At 73.0% G+C, this 20,932-nt stretch carries 17 protein-coding genes; 10 read left to right on the top strand and 7 right to left on the bottom strand.

The genetic code is table 11. The features are described from left to right. Window positions 1–148 precede the first annotated feature (148 nt). From ACFOYX_RS13795 to ACFOYX_RS13780, 4 genes are all read left to right on the top strand, one after another. The gene (locus ACFOYX_RS13795) at window positions 149–298 is read left to right on the top strand and encodes a hypothetical protein (RefSeq protein ID WP_165439974.1); all 150 of its coding nucleotides are present in this window, start codon (window positions 149–151) and stop codon (window positions 296–298) included. Between the two features lie 17 nt (window positions 299–315). Beyond that, complete coding sequence (locus tag ACFOYX_RS13790; RefSeq protein WP_322441840.1) at window positions 316–1,725, top strand: class I SAM-dependent methyltransferase; 1,410 nt, start codon at window positions 316–318, stop codon at window positions 1,723–1,725. 49 nt (window positions 1,726–1,774) lie between these two features. Continuing rightward, entirely contained in the window at window positions 1,775–3,763 is a 1,989-nt protein-coding gene (locus ACFOYX_RS13785; RefSeq protein ID WP_322441885.1) for a sulfatase-like hydrolase/transferase, read from the top strand. A 219-nt stretch (window positions 3,764–3,982) separates the two neighbouring features. After that, window positions 3,983–5,266 carry a citrate synthase gene (locus ACFOYX_RS13780; protein ID WP_322441839.1) on the top strand — a complete coding sequence of 428 codons (1,284 nt, stop codon included), beginning with the start codon at window positions 3,983–3,985 and terminating at the stop codon, window positions 5,264–5,266. An 82-nt stretch (window positions 5,267–5,348) separates the two neighbouring features. Here the strand turns inward: ACFOYX_RS13780 and ACFOYX_RS13775 are convergent, their stop codons facing one another. After that, window positions 5,349–6,755, bottom strand: a complete 1,407-nt coding sequence (locus ACFOYX_RS13775; RefSeq protein ID WP_322441838.1) for a glycosyltransferase family 4 protein — start codon at window positions 6,753–6,755, stop codon at window positions 5,349–5,351. A 317-nt stretch (window positions 6,756–7,072) separates the two neighbouring features. Between ACFOYX_RS13775 and glgX the strand changes: the two genes are divergently transcribed. Genes glgX through treZ form a run of 3 tightly spaced genes read left to right on the top strand, consistent with a single transcriptional unit; the run spans window position 7,073 to window position 13,258 of the window. Further along, window positions 7,073–9,190, top strand: coding sequence for a glycogen debranching protein GlgX (glgX, locus tag ACFOYX_RS13770; protein ID WP_322441837.1), 2,118 nt, complete (start codon window positions 7,073–7,075; stop codon window positions 9,188–9,190). Window position 9,191: 1 nt separating this feature from the next. Next, the gene (gene treY / locus ACFOYX_RS13765) at window positions 9,192–11,528 is read left to right on the top strand and encodes a malto-oligosyltrehalose synthase (protein WP_322441836.1); all 2,337 of its coding nucleotides are present in this window, start codon (window positions 9,192–9,194) and stop codon (window positions 11,526–11,528) included. After that, the gene (treZ, locus tag ACFOYX_RS13760) at window positions 11,525–13,258 is read left to right on the top strand and encodes a malto-oligosyltrehalose trehalohydrolase (RefSeq protein ID WP_322441835.1); all 1,734 of its coding nucleotides are present in this window, start codon (window positions 11,525–11,527) and stop codon (window positions 13,256–13,258) included. The genes treY and treZ overlap by 4 nt, the downstream gene beginning before the upstream one ends. A 157-nt stretch (window positions 13,259–13,415) precedes the next feature. Here the strand turns inward: treZ and ACFOYX_RS13755 are convergent, their stop codons facing one another. The 4 genes from ACFOYX_RS13755 to ACFOYX_RS13740 form a co-directional block, all read right to left on the bottom strand. Beyond that, window positions 13,416–13,580 carry a hypothetical protein gene (locus ACFOYX_RS13755; protein WP_201749705.1) on the bottom strand — a complete coding sequence of 55 codons (165 nt, stop codon included), beginning with the start codon at window positions 13,578–13,580 and terminating at the stop codon, window positions 13,416–13,418. Between the two features lie 14 nt (window positions 13,581–13,594). Continuing rightward, window positions 13,595–13,801 (bottom strand): helix-turn-helix transcriptional regulator, encoded by a 207-nt coding sequence (locus tag ACFOYX_RS13750; protein WP_091094605.1) that lies wholly within the window; start codon window positions 13,799–13,801, stop codon window positions 13,595–13,597. Beyond that, on the bottom strand, window positions 13,801–14,280 hold the full coding sequence (locus tag ACFOYX_RS13745; RefSeq protein ID WP_322441834.1) for a DUF2975 domain-containing protein: 480 nt from the start codon (window positions 14,278–14,280) through the stop codon (window positions 13,801–13,803). Before ACFOYX_RS13745 ends, ACFOYX_RS13750 begins: the two co-directional genes overlap by 1 nt. Window positions 14,281–14,345: 65 nt before the next feature. Further along, window positions 14,346–15,824 (bottom strand): glutamate--cysteine ligase, encoded by a 1,479-nt coding sequence (locus ACFOYX_RS13740; RefSeq protein WP_322441833.1) that lies wholly within the window; start codon window positions 15,822–15,824, stop codon window positions 14,346–14,348. Window positions 15,825–16,005: 181 nt separating this feature from the next. Here ACFOYX_RS13740 and ACFOYX_RS13735 point away from each other — a divergent pair, with 181 nt between their 5' ends. Beyond that, window positions 16,006–16,344: a DUF3817 domain-containing protein gene (locus ACFOYX_RS13735; protein ID WP_322441832.1), complete on the top strand. Its 339-nt coding sequence runs from the start codon at window positions 16,006–16,008 to the stop codon at window positions 16,342–16,344. Window positions 16,345–16,400: 56 nt separating this feature from the next. Here the strand turns inward: ACFOYX_RS13735 and ACFOYX_RS13730 are convergent, their stop codons facing one another. Together ACFOYX_RS13730 and ACFOYX_RS13725 are read right to left on the bottom strand one after the other, a co-directional pair. After that, entirely contained in the window at window positions 16,401–17,261 is an 861-nt protein-coding gene (locus ACFOYX_RS13730) for an alpha/beta hydrolase (RefSeq protein WP_322441831.1), read from the bottom strand. Between the two features lie 37 nt (window positions 17,262–17,298). After that, window positions 17,299–17,847: a hypothetical protein gene (locus ACFOYX_RS13725; RefSeq protein WP_322441884.1), complete on the bottom strand. Its 549-nt coding sequence runs from the start codon at window positions 17,845–17,847 to the stop codon at window positions 17,299–17,301. A gap of 139 nt (window positions 17,848–17,986) precedes the next feature. Between ACFOYX_RS13725 and ACFOYX_RS13720 the strand changes: the two genes are divergently transcribed. Both ACFOYX_RS13720 and ACFOYX_RS13715 read left to right on the top strand, forming a co-directional pair. Further along, window positions 17,987–19,111: a Vms1/Ankzf1 family peptidyl-tRNA hydrolase gene (locus ACFOYX_RS13720; protein ID WP_109802495.1), complete on the top strand. Its 1,125-nt coding sequence runs from the start codon at window positions 17,987–17,989 to the stop codon at window positions 19,109–19,111. After that, window positions 19,104–20,867: a thiamine pyrophosphate-binding protein gene (locus ACFOYX_RS13715; RefSeq protein WP_322441830.1), complete on the top strand. Its 1,764-nt coding sequence runs from the start codon at window positions 19,104–19,106 to the stop codon at window positions 20,865–20,867. The genes ACFOYX_RS13720 and ACFOYX_RS13715 overlap by 8 nt, the downstream gene beginning before the upstream one ends. Window positions 20,868–20,932 lie beyond the last annotated feature (65 nt).

The raw sequence follows: 20,932 nt of genomic DNA, 5'->3' as shown, positions 1-20,932 counted from the left end.
TTGAACGGAACGGACGTGGGCGCAGTGACCCGTGTGGCCTTCACGACCGGCCCGCGCGGCGTACGGTGTCAAGGAGACAAGTCCGGCTTAAACGGCTAAATGCCTCGTCGCGGCCGGCCTCCATGACGGCGAGGGAAGGGAGCAGCCGGTGATGCACCTGGCCTACCTGGACGCGGGGTCCGGCAGCCTGATCGTGCAGGCGGTGGTCGGTGGGGTGGCCGGAGCGGCGGTGGCGGCCAAGCTCTACTGGCGGCGGCTGGTCGCCCGGTTCCGCCGTCAGCCCACCGACCAGCGCTGAACGGGCCGGCAGCGGCGATGACCCACCCCGACACCGGCCTCCGGGCCGACCCCGGATCCTTCCGCGACCCGACCAACCGGGTCTTCCACCGCGACGGCGAGGTGCTGCGCGGTCTCGACGACCGGGCGACCGCGGACTGGCGGGCCCTGGCGGGCAGCGGCTTCTTCCGCTCCCTGCTGGCCGAGGGGAAGGTCTGCGGCACCGAGGAGGTCGCCGCCACGCCGCCCTGGTCCGCGACGCTCCGGCACGAGCGCATCCCCTTCGTCTCACACCCCTACGAGTGGTCGTTCGGCATGCTGCGGGACGCCGCGCTGCTGCACCTGGAGGTGCTGCGGGCGGCGCTCGACGGCGGGTTCACCACCAAGGACGGCTCGGCGTACAACCTCCAGTGGCGGGGCGCCGCGCCGGTCTTCATCGACGTCGGTTCCTTCGAGCCGCTCCGCGAGGGCGAGCCGTGGGCCGGGTACCGGCAGTTCTGCCAGACACTGCTCTATCCGTTGCTGCTCCAGGCCCATCTCGGCGTCGACTTCCAGCCCTGGCTGCGCGCCCGGGTCGACGGAATCGAGCCGGACCAGATGCGCCGGTTCTTCGGCGGCGCCCGCCGGCTGCTGCCCGGCGTGCTCACCCACGTGCACCTGCACGGCGCGATGCAGCGGCGCAACTCGCGTGCCACCACGACCGACGTGCGGGCCCAACTGCGCGACGCCGGGTACTCCCGGGAGCTGGCGGCGGCGACCGTCCGCGGCATCGAGAAGCTGGTCCGCCGGCTGGACCGCCCGCCGGGCGGCAGCCACTGGTCGGACTACCAGCGCACCTGCGGCTACTCGGCGCAGGACCGGCTGGCCAAGGAGCGGTTCGTCGAGGAGGCGCTGGCCGGCGCGGACACCCCGGCGCTGGCGCTCGACCTGGGCGCCAACGACGGCCGGTACGCCCGGATCGCCGCCCGGCACGCCGGGTACGTGGTCGCGGTCGAGCAGGAACCGGCGGTGGTCGACGCGCTCTACCGGGCGCTGCGGGCGGAGGGCCAGCGGCGGATCCTGCCGCTGGTGATGGACCTCGCCGATCCCTCGCCCGGCGGCGGCTGGCGCGGCGTCGAGCGCGCCGGCTTCGCCGACCGGACCCGGGCCGACGTGGTGCTCGCCCTGGCCGTGGTGCACCACCTGGCGATCGGGCGGAACGTGCCGCTGGCGGCGGTGGTCGACCAGCTCGCGAACCTGGGCGCGCCCGGCGCGGCGCTGGTGGTCGAGTTCGTCCACCCCGAGGACCCGATGGCCCGCCGGCTGCTGGCCAACAAGCCGGACGGGCTGTTCCCCGACTACCGGCGGGACGCCTTCGAGCGGCTGCTCGCCGCGCGCTGCCGGATCATCCGGTGCGCGGAACTGCCGTCGGCCACCCGGACGCTCTACCAGGCGGTGGTGGGTGGCTGAGGGCACGCTCGCGCCGCCCGACGTCCGACCCGTACCGTCCGCCCCGGCGCTGCCGGGTCGGCCCTGGCGGGCGGAGCTGGGGCGGCTGCTCGAGGTGGTCGCCCTGGTCGGGCTGGTGGTCACCCAGCCGCTGCTGGACGTGCTCGGCCGCAGCCCCGACTTCTTCCTGTTCCACCGCGCCTCGCGGGCCGACATCCTGCTCCTGGTGGCGCTGATCGCGATCGCGCCGACCCTGCCGTTCGCGCTGCTCGGCGCGGTCAGCCTGCTGGCCGGGCGGACCGCCCGGGCGGCGGTGCACACGCTGCTCGTCGGGCTGCTGCTGGCCGCCCTGGCCGTCCAGGTCGGGCGGCACGGCACGCCGCTGCGGGGCGTACCGCTGCTGCTGGTGGCGGCCCTGGCCGGCGCGGCCGGGGCGGCCGCGCACCGGCGCTGGCGGGCGCCCGGCCGGGTGCTGCGGGTGGTGGCGCTCGGGCCGGCGGTCTTCGTCGGCCTGTTCGTCTTCGCCTCGCCGGCCTCGGCGGTGGTGCTGCCCCGGGCGCACGCCGGCGCCGCCGGGGTGGCCGGCCCGGGCGCCCACCCGCCGGTGGTCATGATCGTCCTGGACGAGCTGCCGCTGGTCTCGCTGCTCGGCCCCGACGGCAGGATCGACGCCACCCGCTACCCGCACTTCGCCGAGCTGGCCCAGGGTTCCACCTGGTACCGCAACGCCACCGGGGTCAGCGGCTGGACGCCGTACGCGCTGCCGGCCATGCTCACCGGCCGCTACCCGGCCGAGCCGTACGCCCCGCACTACGCGCAGTACCCGGACAACCTCTTCACCGCCCTCGGCGGCCTGTACGAGATCAAGGCCGAGGAGAGCATCACCCGGCTCTGCCCGCCCAGCCGTTGCGAGCAGCCGGCCAGCCCCGAGCAGGGGCTCGGCGTGCTGGTCCGGGAGAGCGGCAAGCTGCTGCGCCAGGTCACCGCCCCGGTGGACAGCCGGATCGACCCGGAGAACTCCTACCGCGAGCTGACCCGGGCCGAGGCGGGCCTGGACGCCGCCGAGCCGGTGCCCGCCGACCCGAAGTTCCGCTGGGACACCCTCGACGACAACCAGCCCGCCCGCTTCACCAGCTTCCTGGCCGGGCTGCGCCCGTCGTCCCGGCCCACCCTGCACTTCCTGCACCTGCTGATGCCGCACTCGCCGTGGGTGTACCTGCCGTCCGGGGCGCACTACGCCGCGCCGGATGATCTGCCCAGCGACGGCGCCGGCTGGGTGGACCTGGCCCGGCAGCGGCACCTCGCCCAGCTCGGCTACACCGACCGGCTGATCGGCGAGACGCTGCGCACGCTGCGCGCCAGCGGCCTCTATGACAAGGCCCTCGTCCTGGTCACCGCCGACCACGGGGTGAGCTTCCGGAGGGACTGGCAGGGCCGGGGGATGGACGCGATCAACCACGCGGCCGACCAGGTGGCCTGGGTGCCGATGTTCGTCAAGGAGCCCGGCCAGCGCGCCGCTCGGGTGGACGACCGCAACTGGGAGCACGTCGACCTGTTGCCCACCATCGCCGATCACGCCCACATCCGGATCCCGTGGCGGATGGACGGCCGGTCCGCCCGGCAGGCCCCGCGCGAGCGCGCCGACAAGCGCTTCTACGACCGCCCGGGCCAGCCGGTGACGATCACCGGCGGGGTGCCGTCGCCGCCGGCCACGCCGATCCCGGATCCGCTGGTGGGCACCCGGGTGGGGGAGCGGGCGGCTGGCGGTACGGCGAAGGTGGCGAACCTCGCCGCGTTCCGCGCCGTCGACCCGGCGCACGGCGAGCTGCCGGCCCTGGTCTGGGGGACCGTGCCGGCCGCGGTGCCGGACGGGACGATGCTGGCGGTGGCGGTCAACGGCACGGTCGCCGCCGTCGTCCCGGTCGTGCCGCCCGACCGGGGTGGCCGGCGCTTCGCGGCGCTGCTGCCCGACGACCGGCTCTTCACCGCCGGCGCCAACCGCCTCGACGTCTACCGGGTGGGCGCCGACGGCGCGTTGCGCCGGCTCGCCCTCTCCTGAGGCCGGCTTCCCGCCCCCGGCCGCACCGTCCTCGCCACCGGCGCGCCCCGTCCCTGCCGCCCTGCCCTGGGTCATGCACGGGGTTTCCGAGCCGGCAAGTCGGGAATCGGGTGACGCATACCTCACCGCGGAACCACGACGAGCGGTGCCCCCGATACCGCGATTACGGTAAAAGCGAAGGCAACTCAACGAAGATCTTGCCGGCGAAGCGAGGAACACATGACGGAAGTCAAGCTCGACCACCCCGGTGGGCAGCTGTCGATGCCGGTCCAGTCCGCGGTCGAGGGCCCCGCCGGCATCGGGGTGAGCCACCTGCTCAAGGAAACCGGGATGACCACGTACGACCCCGGTTTCGTCAACACCGCGTCCTGCTCGTCCGCGATCACCTACATCGACGGTGATGCGGGCATCCTGCGATACCGCGGGTACCCGATCGAGCAGCTGGCCGCGAAGTCCTCCTTCCTGGAGGTCTCCTACCTGCTGATCTACGGCGAGTTGCCGACCCAGCAGCAGCTGACCGAGTTCAGCGAGCGGATCCGGCGGCACTCCCTGCTGCACGAGGAGATGCGCCGCTTCTTCGACGGCTTCCCGCGCGACGCCCACCCGATGGCCGTGCTGTCGTCGGCGGTCAGCGCCATCTCCACCTTCTACCAGGACAGCCTGGACCCGTTCGACTCCGAGCACGTGGAGATGTCCACGGTGCGGCTGATGGCGAAGGTTCCCACCATCGCGTCGTACGCCTACAAGAAGTCGATCGGGCAGCCGCTGCTGTACCCGGACAACTCGCTGGGCTACGTGGAGAACTTCCTCCGGATGACCTTCGGCGTCCCGGCGGAGCCGTACGAGGTCGACCCGGTGATGGCCCGCGTGCTGGACATGCTGTTCATCCTGCACGCCGACCACGAGCAGAACTGCTCCACCTCGACCGTGCGGCTGGTCGGTTCCAGCAACGCCAACCTCTTCGCCTCGGTCTCGGCCGGCGTGAACGCCCTCTTCGGCCCGCTGCACGGCGGCGCCAACCAGGCCGTGCTGGAGATGCTCGAGAAGATCAAGGCCGACGGCGGCGACGTCCGCTCCTTCGTGCGGAAGGTGAAGGACAAGCAGGACGGCGTGAAGCTGATGGGCTTCGGCCACCGGGTCTACAAGAACTACGACCCGCGCGCCGCCATCGTGAAGAAGGCCGCGCAGGACGTGCTGGGCCGGATGGCCAAGCCGGACCCGCTGCTGGACATCGCGATGGAGCTGGAGGAGATCGCCCTGGCGGACGACTTCTTCGTCTCCCGCCGGCTCTACCCGAACGTGGACTTCTACACCGGCCTGATCTACAAGGCCATGGGCTTCCCCACGAAGATGTTCACGGTGCTCTTCGCCCTCGGCCGGCTGCCCGGCTGGATCGCCCAGTGGCGCGAGATGATCAACGACCCGGAGACCAAGATCGGTCGCCCGCGCCAGATCTACACCGGCTACCCGGAGCGCGACTACCCCCCGGCCGCGGATCGCTGACCCCGCCCCACCCGCCCACGAAGGCCGCCGACCCCACCCGGGGCTCGGCGGCCTTCGTCGTACCATCCCGCCGGGGGGTGGGTCAGCGGAGGCCGGCGGCGGTGAGGAGGTTGCCGGCCGGTATGGGGGTGGTGGCTCGACCAACGGTCATGCGGTGTTCGGCGCGTTCGGCGGTGAACTGGGGGTCGTTGGCGATCGCGGCGGCGTAGGTGGCGGCGGTGCGGGCGGCGATGGCGGACCACCCGTACTGCTCGTGGACCATGGTGCGGGCGCGGCGGGCCAGCGCGCGGGCGTGCTCCCGGTCCGACAGCAGGGCGTGCACCGCCTCGGTCAGCCCGTCCGGGTCCTGCGGGGCGAAGGTCATCCCGGTGACGCCGGGCTCGACGATCTCGGCCAGGCCGCCGGTGCGCGCCACCGCCAGCGGCGCGCCGGCCGCGGCGCCCTCCAGGGCCACCATGCCGAACGGCTCGTAGATGCTCGGCACCGCGAAGCAGTCCGAGGCGGCCATCACCGCGGGCAGGTCGGCCCCGCCGAGGAAGCCGGGCATGCTCACCGTGCCGTCCAGGCCGAGCCGGTGCACCTCGGCTTCGAGGGCCGGCTTGTACGGCCCGTCGCCGACGATCACCGCGCGCAGCCCGGGGTGCCGCTCGCGCAGCCGGGGCAGCCCGGCGAGCAGGTGCTGCACGCCCTTCTCGTAGACCAGCCGGCCGGCGAACGTGACCAGCGGCCCGTCTCCGGCGAACCGGGCGCGGGCGGCGGCGACCGCGGCGACCGGTGCCCGCCAGCGCTGCGGCTCGACCCCGTTGGGCACCACGTCGACCCGCCCGGTCGGCACGCCGAAGAGTGCGGTCACCTCGTCGCGCATGTAGCCGGAGCAGACGATGACCCGGCCGGACTCGGCGCTGAGCCACTGCTCGACGCCGTGGATGGTGCGGTTCATCTCCTCCGGCAGCCAGCCCTGGTGCCGGCCGGCCTCGGTGGCGTGGATGGTGCTCACCAGCGGCACGTCCAGGTGCTCGCGCAGGGTCATGGCGGTGTGCGCGACCAGCCAGTCGTGGGCGTGGATCACGTCGTAGCCGCCGGACTCGGCGGCGCGCAGCGCCGCCCGGGTCAGCGTGTGGTTGAACGCCATGGTCCAGGCCAGCAGGGAGCCGGTGGCGAGCGGGAAGGTGACCGGGTCCTCGGCCGCTCGGAGGATCCGGACGCCATCGGCGTACTCCTCCAGCGGGGCGCCCTCGGCGTGCCGGGTGACCACGGTGACCTCGTGGCCGGCGGCGGCCAGGGCGACCGACAGCGCGTGCACGTGCCGGCCGAGCCCGCCCACCAGCACCGGCGGGTACTCCCAGGAGAGCATCAGGATGCGGCGGGTCCGCGGGGGCACGCCGGGGCCGGGGGTCTGCTGCGGGATCTGGGGCCGGGAGGTCAGGGTGGGCCGGTGCGTCCGGTCCGTGGCGGTGGCGGGCTGCTCGCCGACCCGCAGGGTGGTCACATCAATCTCCGTCCATGCACGAAGGGTCGCGCCGGCAACGGTGGCGGCGGAAAGAGGGGTGGGGGAGGCCGAGAGGCCGAGCGGACCCGCCCACGCGGACGCGTCCGCATCAAGCAAAGGGCATCGGGCCGTCCCGCGCATCTCGAAAAGGCCTATCGTGACCGAAGACACCCAAAGGTCCATCGAAGGTCACGTTGGTGGATATCGGGTGTGGTCCGAACGGGTGGGTTGACCGCTCCGGCGACGGGGCATTAGCGGCGTGCGCACCGGCGGTCCGCCCGTTCGGTGCGCTCATGATCAGGTGCCGAAGGAGCGACATGCAGGTCTGGCCGGGCGACAGCTATCCCCTGGGCGCCACCTACGACGGGATGGGCACGAACTTCGCGATCTTCTCCGAGGTGGCCGAGAAGGTCGAGCTCTGCCTGTTCGACGAGTGGGACACCGGCGCCGAGCGCCGGGTCGAGCTGCGCGAGGTCGACGCCTACGTCTGGCACGCGTACATCCCGGGGATCGAGCCGGGCCAGCGCTACGGCTATCGGGTCCACGGCCCGTACGACCCGGCTGACGGGGTGCGCTGCAACCCGCACAAGCTGCTGCTCGACCCGTACGCCAAGGCGGTCGACGGGGAGGTCTCCTGGGGCCCGGCCGTCTACGACTACGTGCTCGGCGAGCCGGACCGGATGTCGGAGCTCGACTCGGCGCCGTTCGTGCCGAAGTCCGTGGTGGTCAACCCGTACTTCGACTGGGGCAATGACAAGCCGCCGCGAACCCCGTACCACCACTCGGTGATCTACGAGGCGCACGTGCGCGGGCTGACCATGCGGCACCCGGACATCCCGGAGGAGCTGCGCGGCACGTACGCGGCGATCGCCTCACCGGTCATGATCGACCACTTCAAGCGGCTCGGGGTGACCGCGGTCGAGCTGATGCCGGTGCACGAGTTCGTGCACGACCACCGCCTGGCCGACCTGGGGCTGCGCAACTACTGGGGCTACAACACCATCGGCTTCTTCGCCCCGCACCAGGGCTATTCCGCCCTGGGCCGCCTCGGCCAGCAGGTGCAGGAGTTCCGCGGCATGGTCAAGGCGCTGCACGCCGCCGGCATCGAGGTGATCCTCGACGTGGTCTACAACCACACCGCGGAGGGCAACCACCTGGGCCCGACGCTGAGCTTCAAGGGCGTGGACACCGCCGGCTACTACCGGCTCAGTGAATCCGACCGGCGGTACTTCGTCGACTACACCGGCACCGGCAACAGCCTCAACGTGCGCAGCCCGCACTCGCTCCAGTTGATCATGGACTCGCTGCGCTACTGGGTGACCGAGATGCACGTCGACGGCTTCCGGTTCGACCTCGCCGCCACGCTGGCCCGCGAGTTCTACGAGGTGGACCGCCTCTCCACCTTCTTCGAGGTGGTGCAGCAGGACCCGGTCGTCAGCCAGGTCAAGCTGATCGCCGAGCCGTGGGACGTCGGGCCCGGCGGCTACCAGGTCGGCAACTTCCCGCCGCAGTGGACCGAGTGGAACGGCAAGTACCGGGACACCGTGCGGGACTTCTGGCGCGGCGAGCCGGCCATCCTCGCCGAGTTCGCCTCCCGCATCTCCGGCTCCGCCGACCTCTACCAGGACGACGGCCGCCGTCCCTTCCACAGCATCAACTTCGTCACCTGCCACGACGGCTTCACCCTCAACGACCTGGTGTCCTACAACGACAAGCACAACGAGGCCAACGGCGAGGAGAACCGGGACGGCGAGAGCCACAACCGGTCCTGGAACTGCGGGGTCGAGGGGGAGACCGACGACCCGGCGGTGCTGGCCCTGCGGGCCCGGCAGCGGCGCAACTTCCTGGCCACCCTGATGCTCTCCCAGGGCGTGCCGATGATCGGCCACGGAGACGAGCTGGGCCGCACCCAGCACGGCAACAACAACGCGTACTGCCAGGACAGCGAGCTTGCCTGGGTCGACTGGGACACCGCCGACGCCGAGCTGCTCGCGTTCGTCCGGCGGCTCACCGACTTCCGCACCCGCCACCAGGTGTTCCGCCGGCGCCGGTTCTTCACCGGGCTGCCGGTGGGCGGCCGGGCCGCCGGATCGGGCCTGCCCGACCTGGCCTGGTACACCCCGGACGGCCGGGAGATGACCGGCGAGGACTGGGGCAACGACTTCGGCCGCTCGGTGGCCCTCTTCGTCAACGGCGACGGCATCCCGGAGCGCGGCCAGTACGGCCAGCGCCACCGGGACGACTCGTTCCTGCTGCTGTTCAACGCGCACGACGCGCCGCTGGACTTCACCCTGCCCGGGGAGGAGTTCGGGCAGCGGTGGGAGCTGGTGATCAGCACCGCGGAACCGGACCCGGAGAAGACCACCCTGGTGGAGGCGGGCGGCACGGTCTGCGTACCCGACCGCTCCCTGCTGGTCCTCGAGAGGACGGCCTGACATGTCCGACACCCCTCAACCTGACGTGACGGCGGCAGCGACGACGCGGGTCGGGTCGACCTACCGCGTCCAGATCCGGCCCGGCTTCGACCTCGGCACCACCGCTGGGCTCGCCGACTACCTCGCCGACCTCGGCGTCACCCACCTCTACAGCGCGCCGCTGCTCGCCGCCACCCCCGGCTCCGCGCACGGCTACGACGTGGTCGACCACCGGGCGGTCAACCCGGAACTCGGCGGCGAGGCCGGTCGCCAGCGGCTGGTCCGCGCGCTGCGCGCCGCCGGCCTCGGCCTGGTCGTGGACATCGTGCCGAACCACGCCGGGGTCGCCCAACCGGCGGCCAACCCGGCCTGGTGGGACGTGCTTCGCCGGGGCCGGGACTCGGCGTACGCCGACTGGTTCGACATCGACTGGGACCGCGGCCGGCTGCTGCTGCCGGTGCTCGCCGACAGCCCGGACGCCCTCGAGGACCTCAAGGTGGTCGAGGGGGAGCTGCGCTACCACGAGCACCGCTTCCCGATCGCCGACGGCACCGGCGCGGGCAGCCCCCGCGAGGTGCACGACCGGCAGCACTACGAGCTGATCTCCTGGCGGCGCGGCGACGCCGAGCTCACGTACCGCCGGTTCTTCGCCGTCTCCGACCTGGCCGGCCTGCGGGTGGAGGACCCGGCGGTCTTCGCCGCGACCCACGCCGAGATCCTGCGCTGGGCCGACGCCGGCGAGCTGGACGGCGTCCGGGTCGACCACCCGGACGGGCTGCGCGACCCCGCCGGCTACCTGGCCCGGCTGCGCGCGGCCGCGCCGGCCGCGTGGCTGGTGGTGGAGAAGATCCTCGAGTACGGCGAGGAGCTGCCGGCCTGGCCGGTCGACGGCACCACCGGCTACGACGCCCTGGCGGCGGTCAGCGGGCTCTTCGTCGACCCGGACACCGAGGGCGACTTCACCGCGCTCGACGCCCGGCTGACCGGCCACCACACCTCCTGGCAGGACCTGACCCACGACACCAAGCTGGCGGCCGCCACCCGGCTGCTCGCCGCTGAGCTGAGCCGGCTCGCCGCGCTCGTCCCCGACCTCGACCAGCAGGACGCCCGGGCGGCGCTGGCCGAGCTGGCCGCCTGCTTCCCGGTCTACCGCGGCTACCCGCCCGAGGGTGCCCGACACCTGGCCGCCGCCCGGTCGGAGGCGGGCCGGCGCCGCCCCGACCTGACCGCCACCCTGGACGCGGTCACCGCCCGGCTGCGTGACCCCCGGCACGAGCTGGCCGCCCGTTTCCCGCAGCTCACCGGCGCGGTGATGGCCAAGGGCGTCGAGGACACCGCCTACTACCGGTGGAGCCGGTTCGTCGCGCTCAACGAGGTCGGCGGCAGCCCCGCGCACTTCGGCGTGCCGCCGGCCGAGTTCCACCGGTTCGCCGCCGCCCGGCAGGTACGCTGGCCGGCCAGCATGACCACCCTCTCCACCCACGACACCAAGCGCGGCGAGGACGTCCGGGCCCGGCTCGCCGTCCTGTCCGAGCTGCCCGGCCGCTGGGCCGAGCAGGTGACGGACTGGATGTCCCGCGCGCCACTGGCCGACCGCGCCTTCGCCCACCTGCTCTGGCAGACCGCCGTCGGGGCCTGGCCGATCGAGCGGGACCGGCTGCACGCGTACGTGGAGAAGGCCGCCCGGGAGGCCTCGCTCTCCACCAGCTGGGCCGACCCGGACCTGGCCTTCGAACGCCAGCTGCACGCCCTGGTCGACCGGATGTACGACGACCCGGGCCTGCACGCCGAGATCACCGCGTTCGCCGCCGGGATCACCCCGGCCGGTTGGTCCAACTCGCTCGCCCAGAAGCTGGTCCAGCTCGCCATGCCGGGTGTGCCGGACACCTACCAGGGCACCGAACTCTGGGAGAACTCGCTGGTCGACCCGGACAACCGCCGGCCGGTCGACTTCGCCGTACGACGGGACCTGCTGGCCCGGCTCGACGGCGGCTGGCGGCCCGAGGTGGCCGCCGACGGCGCGGCGAAGCTGCTGGTGGTCTCCCGGACGCTGCGGCTGCGCCGGGACCGCCCCGAGCTGTTCGCCGGCTACCGCCCGGTGCCGGCGCGCGGCCCGGCCGCGCGGCACGCGCTCGCCTTCGACCGGGGCGGCGCGATCGCGGTGGCCACCCGGCTGCCGCTGCGGCTGAACCGGGCCGGCGGCTGGCGGGACACAACCCTGTCACTTCCCGTTCATTCGGTCGCTGACATGTTCACCGGGCGGGTCTACAGTGGCTCTGAGCTGCTCATGCATGATCTGCTGAGCACCTATCCCGTCGCCCTGCTGGCTCCCACCGACTCCGTGGAGGCTGCCGCATGACCGAGTTCACGGTGTGGGCGCCCGAGGCCGCCCGGGTCCGGCTGCGCCTGCCCGGCGCCGCCGACCATGAGATGCGCGCCGGCCCGGACGGCTGGTGGCGGGTCGAGGTGCCGGGCACCGGGCCGGGCACCGACTACGCGTTCCTGCTCGACGACGACGACCGGGCCCTGCCCGACCCGCGGTCGGCCTGGCAGCCCGCCGGGGTGCACGGGCCGAGCCGGCTCTACGACCACGCCGCCTACCACTGGACCGATCGGGGCTGGACCGGCCGGCAACTGCCCGGCAGCCTCCTCTACGAACTGCACGTCGGCACCTTCACCCCGGAGGGCACGTTCGACGCCGTCATCGGCCGTCTCGACCACCTCGTCGACCTCGGCGTGGACATGATCGAGCTGCTGCCGGTCAACGCCTTCAACGGCGAGCACAACTGGGGCTACGACGGGGTCTGCTGGTACGCCCCGCACCAGCCGTACGGCGGGCCGGACGGGCTGAAACGCCTGGTCGACGCCGCGCACGCCAAGGGGTTGGGGGTGATCCTCGACGTCGTCTACAACCATTTCGGGCCCTCCGGGGCCTACGCGCCGATGTTCGCGCCGTACCTCACCGAGCAGCGCAACACCTGGGGCCGGACGGTCAACCTGGACGGCCCGCACTCCGACGGGGTACGCCGCTACATCATCGACAGCGTGCTGATGTGGCTGCGCGACTACCACGTCGACGGGCTGCGGCTGGACGCCGTGCACGCCATGCCGGACTCCCGGGCCACCCACTTTCTGGAGGAGGTGGCGGTCGAGGTGGAGGCCCTCTCCACCCACCTGGGTCGGCCGCTGTCGCTGATCGCCGAGTCCGACCTCAACGACCCGAAGGTGATCACCCCGCGCGAGGCCGGCGGCTACGGCCTGCACGCCCAGTGGAACGACGACGCCCACCACGCCCTGCACAGCCTGCTCACCGGCGAACGGCAGGGCTACTACGGCGACTTCGGCTCGCTGGAATGCCTCGCCGACGTGCTGACCGGCGCGTTCTTCCACGCCGGCAGCTGGTCCAGCTTCCGCAACCGCGGCCACGGCCGGCCGGTCGACCGGCAGCGCACCCCGGGGCACCGCTTCGTGGCGTACCTGCAGAACCACGACCAGATCGGCAACCGGGCCACCGGCGATCGGATCTCCGCGACGCTCTCGCCGGCGCTGCTGCGGGTCGGCGCCACCCTGCTGATGACCGCGCCGTTCACCCCGATGCTGTTCATGGGGGAGGAGTGGGCGGCCAGCACCCCGTGGCAGTTCTTCACCAGCCACCCGGAGCCGGAACTGGCCACCGCGGTGGCGACCGGGCGAAAGCGCGAGTTCGCCGCGCACGGCTGGCCGCCCGGCGACGTGCCCGACCCGCAGGACCCGCAGACCTTCGTCCGCTCCCGGCTGGACTGGGCCGAGCTGGACAAGCCCGAGCACCGCGAGATGTACGACTTCTACCGGCGGCTGATCGCGCTGCGCAAGAGCCGTCCCGACCTGTCCGACCCGCGGCTGCACGCGGTCGACGTCCGGCACGGCGACCAGTTCCTGGTGATGCGCCGGGGCGAATGCCTGGTGGTGGCGAACCTCGCCGGCAAGTCACAGCGGATCAACCTGCCCGGGATGGTGCGCAACGTGCTGCTGGCCACCGGCACCGGCGTCACCGTGATGCGCGACGGGATCGAGCTGCCGCCGGAGTCGGCCGCCATCGTGGCGCTCTGATCACCCGCTACCTGTTCGCGGGGATTCCCGTCAGCGACTACCCGGCGGCGCTGGCCTGGCACGAACGCCTGCTCGGCCGATGGGTGCCCAGGCGGGCGTGGGCGGCGTCGAGCTGCCCCGAGATCGGCGGCGCGGCTGAGCGCCGGCGGCTGTACTGCTACCTGCTGCGTCGGGCGAGCCGCACGCCGAACGCAACCGCGCCGACGATGAGCGCTACGCCCAAAAGCTGGAGGCCCGGCGAGTCATCGGCCTCTCCGTGCACGATGCCGGCGACGCCGAGCGCGATGGCGAGGATGGCGACGATGGCCAGGAGGTACTTCATGCGGTCTCCTGTCGTCATTCCTCGACCCATTCGAGGAGGTCGCCGGGCTGGCAGTCGAGCACCCGGCACATGGCTTCGAGGGTGCTGAAGCGGACGGCCTTGGCGCGCCCGTTCTTGAGCACGGCCACGTTCGCCGGGGTGAGCCCGACCCGCTCGGCGAACTCGCCCACGCTCATCTTGCGTTTGGCCAGCTCGACGTCGATGCGCACGACGATGGGCATCAGATCACCGCTTCCATGTCGGTCCGCAGCGAGGTGGCCTGCCGCAGCAGCGCCCGCATCACCAGCATCAGCAGCGCCAGCACGGCGACGCCGATCGACATGAGGAACAGCAGGAGCGGCAGCCCCGGATCGTCGGCCTTCGCGGCGACGTAGAGGTCCACGCCGAAGAGCACCGCCCCCGCGGCGACGATGGCCCAGACGATCGCGTCCACCCACACCAGCGAGGCCTCGGTGAAGATCCGGTCCTTCTTGACCAGGGTGAGCAGCTTCCAGGTGGCCACGATCACCACCTGGACGCAGAGCACCCAGAAGACCGTGATGGCCGTCAGCGGCCACCTGAGGTACGCCTCGTCCGGGGACTCCTTGGCCATGTAGGCGAACTGCCCGGGCAGCGACATGGTCTGGAACAGGACCAGCACCCCGAACAGCAGCGCGAGGAAGACTTTGAGCGGGCCCACCACTCGATGCACGGTGAGCATGCATCGAGTTTCACTCGTTAGCTATCGAAAGTCAATAGGTGACGGCGGAGGGGAGAGGGGGTCGGTCAGGGGATCGGCCACTCGTGCACCGGGCGGTTGCTGTGCATCAGCTCCACGTAGTGCCGGACCACCTCGCGCAGCGCCTCGGGCCGGTCCAGGTGGTCGGCGGACTCGAACCGGTGCAGCGTCTCCACCTGCCAGGTCGCGCCGTTGCGCCCGGTCAGGCAGCGCTGCTCGACGATGCCGAGCAGCCGGTCCCGCTCGGTCGGCTCGAGCCCCCACCGGTCCAGCCCGTGGTACGCCAGCGGCAGCAGCCGGCGCAGCACCAGCTCGGTCACCGGCAGGTAGCCCAGCCCGGGCCAGAACGCCTGGGCGTCGATGCCGTGCCGGGCACAGTTGGTGAAGTTCTCCTCGGCCGCGCTGAACGACATCTGCGACCACAGTGGCCGGTCCGACTCGGCCAGGGCGCGGACCAGCCCGAAGTAGAAGGCGCTGTTGGCGATGGTGTCCACCACGGTCGGGCCGGCGGGCAGCACCCGGTTCTCCACCCGCAGGTGCGGGCGTCCCTTCAGCACGTCGTAAACGGGGCGGTTCCAGCGGTAGATGGTGCCGTTGTGCAGTCGCATCTCGGCGAGCTTCGGCACGTCCCCGGCCGCCAGGGTCTCCGCCGGGTCCTCCGGGTCGCAGACCGGCAGCAGCGCCGGGAAGTAGCGCACGTTCTCCTCGAACAGGTCGAAGACGCTGGTGATCCAGCGCTCGCCGAACCAGACCCGGGGGCGTACCCCCTGGGCCTTGATCTCCTCGGGGCGGGTGTCGGTGGCCTGCTGGAAGAGCGGCACCCGGGTCTCCCGCCACAGCTCCCGGCCGAAGAGCAGCGGCGAGTTCGCGCCGAGGGCGACCTGGATGCCGGCGATCGCCTGGGCGGCGTTCCAGTAGTCGGCGAACTGGGCGGGGCTGACCTGGAGGTGGACCTGGGTGCTGGTGCAGGCCGCCTCGGGGGTGATGGTGTCCGCGGTGGTGGCCAGCCGCTCCACGCCGCTGATCGAGATCCGCAGGTCCTCGCCGCGGGCGGCGAAGATCTGCTCGTTCAGCAGCGTGTAGCGGGGATTCGCCGAGAGCGTCTCGGCGGTCAGGTGTTCGGGGCGCAGGGTGGGCAGGATCCCGATCATCACCATGTGCGCGTCGACCGTACGGGCCTTCTCCTCGGCCGCGTTCAGGCTGGCCCGGACGTGCTCCTCGAACTGCGCGGTGCCGGTGCCGACCAGCCGGCGCGGCGCCACGTTGATCTCGACGTTGAACTGGCCCAGCTCGGTCTGGAAGCTCGGGTCGGCGATGGCGGCCAGCACGTCGGCGTTGCGCATGGCCGGCTGCGAGTCCTCGTCGACCAGGTTCAGCTCGATCTCCAGGCCGGTCATCGGCCGCTCCACGTCGAACCGCGACTCGCGCAGCATCTCGGCGAAGACGTCGAGGCAGCGGCGTACCTTCTCCCGGTAGCGGGCCCGATCCTCCCGGCTGAAGGTCCGCGTGCCGACGTCCTCGCCCATGGTCACCACCCTGTCACCGCTGGTTCCCCTAACCTCGCACGTCACGGCGGAGCGGGGAAGACCCGAAGGTCCTTTACCTACCCGGCCACGGCCCTCGTGATCCCCGTCGCGTCCGGCGTCCGCGCGCCCCGTCCCGCCCGGCGCGCTGGCTAGCATGGCCGGCGACCCGTGGGGAGAGGCGATGCGCGAGAAGATGACCACGCTGTTCGTGGCGGCGGCGATCGCCGAGGCCTGCTCCTGGCTGGCCCTGCTGGCCGGCATGGCGGTCAAGTACGGCCCGCCGGCCAACGAGATCGGCGTGCACGTCTTCGGGCCGATCCACGGCGCGCTCTTCGTGGTCTACGGCATCCTCGTCCTCGTGGTGGCCCGGCTGCGCCGGTGGCGCCTGCTGACCACCGTGCTGGCGCTGGCCTGCGCGGTGCCGCCGTTCGCCACCCTGGTCTTCGAGCGCTGGGCCCGCCGGCGCGGCCTGCTGGACGACGCCTCGACCCCGGCGCGCAGCCTCACCCCGGTCGGCTGACCCGCCGGCCGACCGCCACGGCCGACCCACGCCGCCCGTTTGCCGGGCCGCGCCGCTCAGCCGGCCAGGAAGTCGGCCAGCACCGCGGCGAGCCGCTCCGGCGCCTCCTCGGCCATGTGGTGCCCGGAGTCCACCGACGCGGCGCGGACGTCGTCGGCCCAGTCCCGCCAGATGGCCGCCGGGTCGCCGTAGAGGTCGACCATGTCGTCCCGCTCGGACCACACGAACAGCACCGGGCAGACGATCCGCCGGCCGGCCGCCCGGTCCGCGTCGTCCGCCGCCCGGTCCGGTCCCAGGCCGGCCCGGTAGTCCTCGCACATCGCGTGCACCGTAGCCGGGTCGTGGATGGCCCGACGGTAGTCGGCGTACGCCTCCTCGCCCATCGCCGCGGGCGAGCCGCCGTACCAGGCGTCCGGATCGACGTTGATCACCCGCTCCGCGGGCCTGTCGAGCTGGCCGAGGAAGAACCAGTGCCACCAGCGGGCCGCGAACCGGGCGTCGCAGCGGGCCAGCGCCTCACCGATCGGCACCCCGTCGAGCACCCCGAGCCGCGACACCCGGGCCGGATGGTCCAGCGCCGTCCGCATCGCCACGTACGCGCCCCGGTCATGGCCGACCACCGCCGCCCGGTCGTGGCCGAGCGCGTCGAGCAGCCCCACCACGTCCGCGGCCATGGCCCGCTTGGCGTACGTGGTGTGCGCCCGGTCGCTCGGTGGCTTCGACGAGCCGCCGTAACCCCGCAGGTCCGGGCAGATCACGGTGTGCCGGTCGGCCAGCAGCGGGGCGACCCGGTGCCAGGTGGCGTGGGTACGCGGGTGCCCGTGCAGCAGCACCACCGGCGACCCCGATCCGCCGTGCCGGACCCGCAGCCGCACCGGGCCGACGTCGATCTCCTCGAGGGTGAATCCGGTGAACATGGCCGCACCGGTGCCCCCGACCGGCCGGGCGGAAACCTCAGCCGAGCGCCGACCAGGCGGCGACCCCGACCAGCAGCAGCGCGCCGAGCGCCGCCTGGAGCAGCAGCGGCGGACCGAGGTGGGACCAGACCGTCGCGGTACGCGGGGTGAGCAGCTGGCCGGTGGTCAGGTTGACGATCCGTTCGATCCGCGGCGGCAGTTCCGGGTCGCGCTGGGGGCGCAGGGTGAGCTGCACGTGGTCCGCGGGGTGCAGGGCGCTCTGCGGCAGGTGGCCGTGCAGTTCCACCTCCAGCAGCCGGTCCGCGCCGTCGCGCAGCCGCAGCGGGGTCACCAGAAACTCGGGCCCCTTCTTCAACTCCTTGAAGCTGCGCCGCGCGCCCCCGCCGCCGCTGCTCAGCAGCGACCGCACCAGCAGCATCAGCAGCCCCATCACGCCCGCCGCGGTGAGCACCGCCACCAGCACCGGCTGGCCCACCCGCACCTCGCGGGGGTAGCCCTCCAGCAACCGGACCACCCGCCCGGTGACGATCCGCTCCGCGGGATGGACCGCGCGCCGGATGTGGAGGTCATTATCCATGATCACCACCGAGAGTCCCGTTTCGTTCACTCATGGTATCGGCTCCCCGGGTTGAACGACATGAATGAACGACGGTCACGCGGGGGCCGTCAGGTGACATCCGGGGCCGCGCGGGTATGCGTGCGGCCGAGCTGGAAAGGGGTCGAGCATGCAGCTGTCCTTCCTGCGCCCGCTCTACAACCGTCCCGGGCCGTGGTGCTCGGTCTACCTGGACGCCTCCCGGGACACGCACGACTCCCGTCCCGCGTTGGACCTGCGCTGGCGGGCCCTCAAGGGCCGACTGCTGGAGCAGGGAGCCGACCCGGCGACCATCGACGCGGTCGAGCGGGTGGTCCGTGGGCACGACCCGATGGCGGGGGACTACGGGCTGGCCGTCTTCGCCACCGGCGGGCGGGTGGTGCTCTCCGAGTACCTGTCCGCGCCGCCGCTGCGGGACCTGGCCAGCTTCGCCACCCTGCCGCACACCATGCCGCTGGTCGCCCAACGCGGTGAGCAGGTCGCCTGGGTGCGGGTGCTCGCCGACCGCAGCGGCGCGGACGCCATCGCGGTCAGCGCCGGCGGAGTGCCCCGCAAGGCGCACGTCAAGGGTCGGGAGAACTTCCAACTGCGCCGGGTCAACCCCGGCGGCTGGTCCCAGTCCCGCTACCAACGGGCGGCGATGGAGGCCTGGCACCACAACGCCGGGGACGCCGTCGCGGCCACCGTGCAGCTGGCCGAGAAGGTGGGCGCCGACGTGGTGGTGGTCGCCGGCGACATCCGAGCCACCGGCATGATCGCCGCCCAGATGCCCGAACGCTGGCAGGACGTGCTGGTCCGCACCGACGCCGGCTCCCGGACCGACGGCGCCGACCCGATGCGGATGGACGACCTCACCGTGCAGACCATCGCCGAGGTCGCCGACCAGCGGATCACCACCGCGCTCGACCGGTTCGGCGTGCAGGAGGACGTCGGCGCGGGCCTGGACGCGGTGGTCTCCGCGCTGCAACGCAACCAGGTCGACACGATGCTGATCGTCGACGACCCCTCCGCCAACGGCAAACTCTGGATCGGCCCGGAACCGACGGAGATCGCCACCGACCCCGCGCAGCTGCTGGACATGTCGGTGGCCGACCCGCAACGGGTCCGCGCCGACGCCGCCCTGCTCCGGGCGCTGGTCGGCACCGACGCCGAGCTGACCGTGCTGGCGCCGGAGGAAGCGCCGGAGCTCACCGACGGCGTCGGCGCGGTGCTGCGCTACGTCGACGCCGGCACCCCCGGGCGGGGCAATGGCTGACCGGACGATCGCCGACCTGGTGGTGGAACGGCTGCGTGCCTGGCGGGTCCCCCGCGCCTTCGGTTGCCCGGGGGAGCCGATCGCCCCGCTGGTGGCGGCGCTGGACCGCGCCGGCGGGGATCCGCAGTTCATCCCGGCCCGGCACGAGGAGACCGCCGCCTTCATGGCGACCGGCCACGCCAAGTTCACCGGGGACATCGGGGTCTGCCTGGCCACCCAGGGGCCCAGCGCGGTGCACCTGCTCAACGGCCTCTACGACGCCAAGCTGGACAGCAAGCCGGTGGTGGCGATCGTGGGCGAGGACGTCACCGGCCCGCTCGGCGGCGCGCACGAGGAGATCGGGCTGAGCCGGCTCTTCGGCGACGTCTGCAACCAGTTCGTCCGGTACGGGCGGACGCCCGAACAGGTGCCCGCCCTTCTCGACCAGGCGTTCCGTACCGCCGCCGCCACCCGCAGCCCGACCTGCGTGGTGCTGCCGCGCGCGCTGCAGGTGGCCGTGGTGCCGGACCTGCTGCCGCAGACCGCGGGCGTGCTGACGGCGACCCCGGGGGAGCCGCTGGCCCGGGTGCTGCCGCACGACGCCGACCTGGACGCCGCCGCGGCGCTGCTGTCCGGCAGCCGGCGGGTGGCGATCCTGGTCGGTCAGGGCGGGCACGGCGCCGCCGACCAGATAGTGGCGCTGGCCGACCGGCTCGGCGCCGGGGTGGCCACCTCGCTGCTCGGCAAGCCGGTGCTGGACGAGCGGCTGCCGTTCCACACCGGGGTGCTCGGCGAGGTCGGCACCACCGCCGCCGCCCAGCTGATGGGAGGCTGCGACACCCTGCTGCTGGTCGGCACGAACGACCCGTGGACGGACTACCTGCCGATGCCGGGACAGGTGCGGACCATCCAGATCGACATCGACGGGCGGCGGATCGGCGCCCGGTATCCCGTGGACGTCCCGCTGGTCGGCGACGCCGGCGACACGCTGAGCGCGTTGCTGGGCCGGGTCGCCGACCGGCCCAACGAGCAGTGGCGGGGGGTCGTCGAGGGCTCGGTGGACCGCTGGCGACAGGCCGCCGCCGAGCGGGCCGCCGCCCCGGCCGAGCCGGTCAACCCGCAGCTCGTACTGCACGAGCTCGCCACCCGGGTGCCCCGGACCGGCTCGGTCGCCGTCGACGTCGGGTCGGTCCTCTACTGGTATGCCCGGCACCTGCAACTGCCCCCGGGCGTCCGCGCCCACCTCTGCGGGACGCTCGGCTCGGTGGGTTGCGCCCTGCCGTACGCGGTGGCCGCCAAGCTGGCCCGCCCGGACGAGCCGGTGATCGCCCTGCTCGGCGACGGCGCGATGCAGCTCAACGGGTTGGCCGAACTGATCACCGTGGCGCACCACTGGCGGGAGTGGCGGGACCCGCGGCTGGTGGTCCTGGTGCTGAACAACCGGGACCACTCGGGGATGGGCGGCGGGCGGCGGCCGACCGGGGAGCTGGCTGACCGGCGACCGGACGTGCCGTACGCCGGTTGGGCCCGGCTGCTCGGCCTGCACGGAGTCCGGGTCGACCGGCCGGACCTGGTCGGCCCGGCCTGGGACGAGGTGCTCGCCGCGGACCGGCCCAGCGTGCTGGAGGCGGTGGTCGACCCCGCCGTGTCGCTGAATCCGCCGGAGCCCGCGCTGGCCGACCTGCGCCGGGTGTTCGCGGACGGCGACGCCGCCCGGCGGGTCCGCGAGCAGACGCTCGAGGCCCAGATGAGCGTGGAGGTCGAGGACGTCGTCTAGGCCCAACGCCGTTCAGTTAGGGCGGCGGTCGGCGTGTCAAGGTGTGCCTGAGACGTGAAGCAGCG

It is taken from the genome of Micromonospora sp. GCM10011541 (assembly GCF_042650725.1).
Classification (GTDB): Bacteria; Actinomycetota; Actinomycetes; order Mycobacteriales; family Micromonosporaceae; genus Micromonospora; species Micromonospora sicca.
This window is presented reverse-complemented; position numbering and strand designations above follow the sequence as displayed.

Bases quoted from the DNA above. Each gene is read 5' to 3' on its own strand.
- ACFOYX_RS13735 (WP_322441832.1), top strand. From the start codon at position 16,006: ATGCGCGAGAAGATGACCACGCTGTTCGTGGCGGCGGCGATCGCCGAG.
- ACFOYX_RS13720 (WP_109802495.1), top strand. From the start codon at position 17,987: ATGCAGCTGTCCTTCCTGCGCCCGCTCTACAACCGTCCCGGGCCGTGG.
- treY (WP_322441836.1), top strand. From the start codon at position 9,192: ATGTCCGACACCCCTCAACCTGACGTGACGGCGGCAGCGACGACGCGG.
- glgX (WP_322441837.1), top strand. From the start codon at position 7,073: ATGCAGGTCTGGCCGGGCGACAGCTATCCCCTGGGCGCCACCTACGAC.
- ACFOYX_RS13745 (WP_322441834.1), bottom strand. From the start codon at position 14,280: ATGCTCACCGTGCATCGAGTGGTGGGCCCGCTCAAAGTCTTCCTCGCG.
- treZ (WP_322441835.1), top strand. From the start codon at position 11,525: ATGACCGAGTTCACGGTGTGGGCGCCCGAGGCCGCCCGGGTCCGGCTG.
- ACFOYX_RS13790 (WP_322441840.1), top strand. From the start codon at position 316: ATGACCCACCCCGACACCGGCCTCCGGGCCGACCCCGGATCCTTCCGC.
- ACFOYX_RS13755 (WP_201749705.1), bottom strand. From the start codon at position 13,580: ATGAAGTACCTCCTGGCCATCGTCGCCATCCTCGCCATCGCGCTCGGC.
- ACFOYX_RS13715 (WP_322441830.1), top strand. From the start codon at position 19,104: ATGGCTGACCGGACGATCGCCGACCTGGTGGTGGAACGGCTGCGTGCC.
- ACFOYX_RS13740 (WP_322441833.1), bottom strand. From the start codon at position 15,824: ATGGGCGAGGACGTCGGCACGCGGACCTTCAGCCGGGAGGATCGGGCC.
- ACFOYX_RS13780 (WP_322441839.1), top strand. From the start codon at position 3,983: ATGACGGAAGTCAAGCTCGACCACCCCGGTGGGCAGCTGTCGATGCCG.
- ACFOYX_RS13730 (WP_322441831.1), bottom strand. From the start codon at position 17,261: ATGTTCACCGGATTCACCCTCGAGGAGATCGACGTCGGCCCGGTGCGG.
- ACFOYX_RS13750 (WP_091094605.1), bottom strand. From the start codon at position 13,801: ATGCCCATCGTCGTGCGCATCGACGTCGAGCTGGCCAAACGCAAGATG.